General features: G+C 62.2%; 6 protein-coding genes. 4 read left to right on the forward strand and 2 right to left on the reverse strand.

Going from position 1 to position 6138, the window contains the following annotated elements; translation table 11 throughout:
* The first annotated feature begins 30 nt into the window (after window positions 1-30).
* Entirely contained in the window at window positions 31-744 is a 714-nt protein-coding gene (rppA, locus tag NW857_RS11285) for a two-component system response regulator RppA (RefSeq protein WP_414337116.1), read from the forward strand.
* Between the two features lie 50 nt (window positions 745-794).
* On the opposite strand, the gene atpD is transcribed toward rppA, so the two are convergent.
* Window positions 795-2228, reverse strand: coding sequence for a F0F1 ATP synthase subunit beta (gene atpD, locus NW857_RS11290; RefSeq protein WP_414335276.1), 1434 nt, complete (start codon window positions 2226-2228; stop codon window positions 795-797).
* A 176-nt stretch (window positions 2229-2404) separates the two neighbouring features.
* On the opposite strand from atpD, the gene NW857_RS11295 reads away from it, so the two are divergent.
* The 3 genes from NW857_RS11295 to NW857_RS11305 are packed head-to-tail and all read left to right on the forward strand — an operon-like array spanning window position 2405 to window position 4866.
* Window positions 2405-3031 (forward strand): GerMN domain-containing protein, encoded by a 627-nt coding sequence (locus tag NW857_RS11295; protein WP_414337117.1) that lies wholly within the window; start codon window positions 2405-2407, stop codon window positions 3029-3031.
* 16 nt (window positions 3032-3047) lie between these two features.
* Window positions 3048-3818 (forward strand): MlaE family lipid ABC transporter permease subunit, encoded by a 771-nt coding sequence (locus NW857_RS11300; RefSeq protein WP_414335284.1) that lies wholly within the window; start codon window positions 3048-3050, stop codon window positions 3816-3818.
* Between the two features lie 55 nt (window positions 3819-3873).
* Window positions 3874-4866 (forward strand): succinate dehydrogenase/fumarate reductase iron-sulfur subunit, encoded by a 993-nt coding sequence (locus NW857_RS11305; protein ID WP_414337118.1) that lies wholly within the window; start codon window positions 3874-3876, stop codon window positions 4864-4866.
* Here NW857_RS11305 and NW857_RS11310 read toward each other — a convergent pair.
* Window positions 4863-5990 carry a peptidylprolyl isomerase gene (locus NW857_RS11310; RefSeq protein WP_414335282.1) on the reverse strand — a complete coding sequence of 376 codons (1128 nt, stop codon included), beginning with the start codon at window positions 5988-5990 and terminating at the stop codon, window positions 4863-4865. The two genes, NW857_RS11305 and NW857_RS11310, sit on opposite strands and share 4 nt — an antisense overlap.
* Window positions 5991-6138 lie beyond the last annotated feature (148 nt).

The following is a 6138-nucleotide window of genomic DNA, read 5'->3' on the forward strand; positions in this document are numbered from 1 at the left end:
GCAACCGACGACGAGACAGACTCCTAGAGCATGGCGCGCATCTTGTTGGTGGACGACGAAGTGGAGTTGGCCGATTCCCTGGCCCAGCACCTGCGGCGAGAGGGCCACAGCGTGGACGTGGCCTACGAGGGAAACAGCGCCTGGGAGCTGCTGCAGAAGCCCCCAGCTCCACCCTACGACCTACTGGTACTGGACTGGATGTTGCCGGGCCTGTCCGGCCTCTCCCTCTGCCAACAGGTGCGCCAGGTGGAAAAGACTGCGTCCCGCGCCACCCCCATTCTCTTCCTAACCGCCAAAGATACCCTCGACGACCGGGTGGAAGGGCTGGACGCCGGCGCCGACGACTACCTGGTCAAGCCCTTCGAGCTGCGGGAGCTGCTGGCGCGGGTGCGGGCCCTCTTGCGGCGGGCCGCCAGCCCCGGCGAAGGGATCCCTCGCCTGCAAATTGGGGATCTGGAGCTGGATCGGGAGAACCAAGTGGCCTACCGCCAGGGGCGGATGATCCACCTCTCCCAAAAGGAATTCCGCCTGCTGGAGTACTTCATGGCCCACCCTGGCCAGTTGCTCACCCACGAGCAGATCTACGAGCGGGTGTGGGCCGGCGAGGATCCCCCCAGCAGCAACGTCCTGGCCGCCCAGGTGCGCCTGTTGCGGCGTCGCCTGCGCTTGCCCGGCTCCCCCGAGTTGATCCACGCTGTCTATGGCAAAGGCTACCGCTTCGGGCCTGTGGCCGAGGATCCCTAGCAGTCATCAACTCCCCTCTCCCAGAAGGAGAGGGGCTGGGGGTGAGGGCATTACTTAGACTTGAGTTTCTCCGCCTTCTCGATGGCCTCCTCGATGGTGCCCACCAGGTAAAAAGCCTGCTCCGGCAGATCGTCCAGTTCTCCCGACAAAATGCGCTGGAAGCCCTTGATGGTGTCCTCCAACTTCACGTACTTGCCGGGCGAGCCGGTGAAGACCTCCGCCACAAAGAAGGGCTGCGACAGGAAGCGCTCGATACGGCGGGCGCGGGCCACCACCAGCTTGTCCTCTTCCGACAGCTCGTCCAACCCCAGAATGGCGATGATATCCTGCAACTCTTTGTAGCGCTGCAGCGTTTGCTTCACCGCCCGAGCGGTGTTGTAGTGCTCCTCGCCCACAATGTCGGCTTGCAGAATCGTGGAGGAAGAATCCAGAGGATCCACCGCCGGGTAGATGCCCTTGGCGGCCAAGCTGCGCGACAGCACCACCGTTGAATCCAAGTGGGCAAACGTCGTCGCCGGCGCCGGATCCGTCAAGTCGTCAGCAGGCACATACACCGCCTGCACCGAAGTGATGGATCCCTGCTTGGTAGAGGTGATGCGCTCTTGCAGGTTGCCCATTTCGGTGGCCAGGGTAGGCTGATACCCCACCGCCGAGGGCATGCGGCCCAACAGCGCCGACACTTCCGACCCGGCCTGCACAAAGCGGAAGATGTTGTCGATAAACAGCAGCACATCCTGCTTGTTGACGTCGCGGAAGTACTCCGCCATCGTCAGGGCGGTCAGGCCCACCCGCATACGGGCGCCCGGCGGCTCGTTCATCTGGCCGTACACCAGCGCCACCTTGTCCAGCACCCCCGATTCTTTCATCTCGTTGTAGAGGTCGTTCCCCTCGCGGGTGCGCTCTCCCACGCCGGCAAACACCGATAGGCCGGAGTGCTCCTCGGCGATGTTGTGGATCAGCTCTTGGATGAGCACCGTCTTGCCTACGCCGGCGCCGCCAAACAGGCCCACCTTGCCGCCCTTTTTGAAGGGGGCCAGCAGGTCGATCACCTTAATGCCCGTTTCAAAGGGCTCTGGCTTAATCGTCAAATTGACAAACTCCGGCGCGCTGCGGTGGATGGGGGCAAATTCTTGAGCTTGAACGGGCTCCCCTTGGTCAACCGGCTCTCCCAGCACATTAAAAATACGACCTAGGGTGGGCTGCCCAACCGGTACGGTAATCGGAGCGCCCGTATCCACCACTGGCATGCCCCGTACCAAGCCATCGGTAGAGGACATGGCCACCGCCCGCACGCGGTTGTCTCCCAGAAGCTGCTGCACCTCGAAGGTGATGTTGATCTTCAGGCCACTTTCGGTTGTGCCCTCCACCTTGAGGGCATTGTAAATTTCGGGCAGCTTGCCGCTGGGAAACTCGGCGTCGATCACAGGGCCAATGACCTGTGTAATGTAGCCAACATTGGTGGCAGTAGCGGTGGCAGTAACCATAGTTGAGGCTCAGCTCCTTGTGTGCGCAGCTATCGACTCAGCAAAGCCGGGTTGATGTTGATAAGTCATTAATCATCATACAAATAAAGGGATCCAGTTGCTGCTGCGCTTGTTCTGCGACAGAGTAGGCTTTTCTTCGCTACCCTAGAGCTAGGCAAGACAGGGGAATGGCAGCGATGGATCACTACGGAGGGCGTACTGCACAGCTTGGCTCCGTCCGCTTGGGAGGACGGCGTCCTCGCCCCCGGCGCGGCCCGGCTCTGCAACTGGGGATCCTCGGCTTTTTGCTGGGGTTGGGGGTGATGGGGGGAGCTTGGTGGTACAGCATCGGGCCGCGGCAAACCCTTTCTTTGTACTGGCTGACCAGTGCTGACAATTCCATCTACTACGTGCAGCAGGAGCGCTCCCTGCGCGCTTTTGACACCCAAGAGGCCATTCGTCTGGCCTTGGAAGAGCTGATTGCCGGCCCCCGGGATCCCCACCTTGCCACCGCTATCCCCTCCCAGACGCGGCTGCTGGATGTGCGGGTGGAAGGCAACGATATTTTCCTCAATTTCTCTTCTGAATTCACGCAAGGGGGGGGATCCACGGCGATGATGAGCCGGATTGCGCAGGTGCTCTACACGGCCACCAGCCAGAACCCCGGCGCGCGGGTGTGGATCTCCGTCGAGGGGCGCGCCCTCGAGGTGTTGGGGGGGGAAGGGCTAATTATCGACCAACCCTTGACGCGGGCCTCGTTTGTGCCCAGCTTCCAGCTGCCGGCAGAACCTGAGGCGGAGCCGTCAGCCGTATCAGCCTCTTGAAACCCTTGAGACAAAGATCATGAACTGGTTGCAGCGGGTGGGCAGCAGTTTTCTCCTGGCCGGTCAGGTGATCTTGCACCTGCTGCAAGGCCGTATTCATCGGCGCAACACCCTGGAGCAACTGGCGACAGTGGGGCTGGAGTCGCTGCTGATTGTTTTGATCACGGCGGTGGTGATCAGCGGCGTTTTCACCATTCAGTTGGCACGCGAGTTCATCAATTTCGGGGCCTCTTCCCTCATCGGCGGGGTTTTGGCCATTGCCCTGGCCCGCGAGCTGACGCCGGTGGTGACGGCGGTGATCCTGGCCGGACGGGTGGGATCCGCCTTTGCCGCCGAGCTGGGCACCATGAAAGTCACCGAGCAGATCGACGCTCTGCTGTTGTTGCGCACCGATCCGGTGGATTACCTGGTGATCCCGCGGGTGGTGGCTTCAGGGCTGATGCTGCCGGTGCTCACCATCCTCTCCTTGCTAACCGGCTTAGTGGGAGGGATGATCATCTGCGCTTCGGTCTACAACATTCCTTCCGCGGTGTTTCTCACCTCGGCTCAGAATCTCCTGGCCCCTTGGGACTTGCTCGTCTGTTGTTTGAAGGCGATGGTGTTCGGGGCTCTGATCGCCATTGTCGGCTCCAACTGGGGCCTTTCCACCAGCGGCGGCGCCAAGGGGGTAGGGCGCTCCACCACCGATGCTGTCGTCACGGCGCTGCTGGGCGTGTTTGTTACCAACTTTCTGATCTCTTGGCTGTTGTTTCAGGGGCCGGGTAGCGCCCTCAGCCGCGCGCTGTAGTCGCGCCTGCCCACGCTGCCGCTAAGATGGGATCCCCTGCCCATTCTCCGGATCCATGCGAGTGGAATTTCAGATTTTGCGACAGTTGCCGCCGGAGCCACCCCGCTGGCAGTCTTTCTGGCTGGAGACATCCCCTGGCGCTACCATTCTCGATTGCCTCAACCGGATCAAGTGGGAGCAGGATGGCAGCTTGGCCTTCCGCAAAAACTGCCGCAACACCATCTGTGGCAGTTGTGCCATGCGCATCAACGGCAGGGCTGCTTTGGCCTGTGGCCGACAGGTGGGCGAAGAGCTGGATCCCCGCAGCCCTCAGCCCATTCGCATCGGCCCTTTGGGCAACCTGCCCGTCCTGCGGGATCTGGTGGTGGATATGCAGCCCTTCTGGAACGATCTCAGCCGGGTGGATCCCTTTGTCAGCACGGCGGGGCGCCGCATCCCGGAGCGGGAATTTTTACAGTTGCCTGCCGAACGGGAGCATCTCAACGCTGCCGGTGGCTGTATTCTCTGCGGGGCCTGCTATTCCGACTGCAACGCCAAAGAGGTGAACCCGGAGTTTGTCGGCCCTCATGCTTTGGCCAAAGCCAACCGCCTTGTCCAAGACAGCCGCGACAGCCGACGGGAACAACGCCTGCAAGCTCAAGATAGCTTGGCCGGCGTCTGGGGCTGTACCCGCTGCTGGAACTGCAACAGTGTCTGCCCGATGGGTGTAGCGCCCCTGGATCAAATCACCGAGCTCAAGCAAGGGATCCTCTCCCGAGACCAGACTCCTGTTTTGTCGGGCAACCGTTCTCGTGCCCAGGACATAGCCATCCGCCACCGCAAGACCCTGGTGCAACTGGTGCGCTCCGGTGGTTGGGTGGATGAGCGCCGCTTCGGCCTGCAGGTGGTGGGGCGGGAGGGGCTGCTCAGCTTGGTGCCTTTGGGGCTGCGCCTGCTGGCCAGGGGCAAATTTCCCTTGCGCTTCAAGCCCTCCTCAGGGACGGCGACGGTGCGGCGGCTGATCGATGCAGTCAGACAGGAAACGAACGGTGGCGCCGCGGATCCCTAAGCCCCATTTTTGAGATTTTCCTGGCCTGAGATCAGCCGGGCGCTCAGGATCTGGTCCCCTAGCTTGATCTTGCGCAGCACCTCGGTGCCCTCGGTAACATAACCGAATACGGCATAGCGGCCATCCATGAGGTTGAGGCCGGCAGGGGTGAGATCCGGCTCGGCCATGAAGATGAAGAACTGAGAAGAGGCGCTGTTGGGATCATCGGGATAGCGGGCCATGGCCACCGTCCCCTCAGCAGCAAAGGGCAGGGCCGGCTCTACATCCCACAGGCCCAGTTGATCGAAGGTCTGGCCGTAGCGGGGCACCACCTCGCCTTTGACCCGGATCTCCATCGGGATGGTGCGAACCTTGCCGGTGGCCGGATCCACATAGCCGTCGGCAGGGCCTGGGGGATCCCCCGCTTGCACCAGGAAGAAGTTCTCCACCCGGTCAAAGGTCAGGCCGTCGTAGAAGCCCCGCTGCACCAAATCGGCAAAGTTGCCGGCGGTGAGGGGGGCGCTATACCCATCCAGCGTGATCACCATGCGCCCGGCGGTGGTGTTCAGCTCCACTTCCGCCCGGCCCAGGAGCTGCGGCTTGTCGGCATATTCGGCAGGGATCGCGTAGGGAAAAGCCCCCACCCAGTGGTTTTCCAGGGATCCCAGCTCGTCTATGAGGCGGTCGTAGGCGGCGCGGGCCTCTTCTTTGCCCTTGGATTTGCGCTCCGTGGCCTGGCCGATGGTTTGCAACTCCTGGCGTAGAGCGGCAACTTCTCCAGCGGCGGCGGCAGCCTGCTCAGGGGGCAACTCCGCCAAGAGGGGATCCGTGTAGCGATCCAGAAGCCGCTCCACCTGGCGCACATCTCCCCGCACCGCCGACCAGCGGTTGTACTTCAGGTCGCTCTCAATTTTGGTGATGGCCTCATCGATTTCCCAGATCCGGCTGTCCTGGATGGGCAGCGCCCGCCGCAAGAGAGTACGCGGATCCGTAATGGCATCCCCTTGCGGCAGCGCCAGGGCCGGGATCCCACCCAGCCAAACCGCCCACAGCAACACAGCAGCTAAGACAAGCCGGAGCGATTTTCTCCCCCACTCCCACCGATTGCTGCCAACTGCGGATCCCTGCTGGGCACGCTGCGCCATATCCTCACCTGTTGCCGACACTGCTTTTGCTCTCAGCCTGGCATTCTACCGTTGCTGGCGGCAAGCGTTGCTGCAAGAGAAGAGAATGCAAAGGTCAAACGGCCAGGAACCGGCTGCATCCCCCTCCTACCTGGGAACGACGGCCTCA

Source organism: Synechococcus sp. H55.9 (assembly GCF_047462355.1).
In the GTDB taxonomy this organism is placed as follows: Bacteria; Cyanobacteriota; Cyanobacteriia; order Thermostichales; family Thermostichaceae; genus Thermostichus.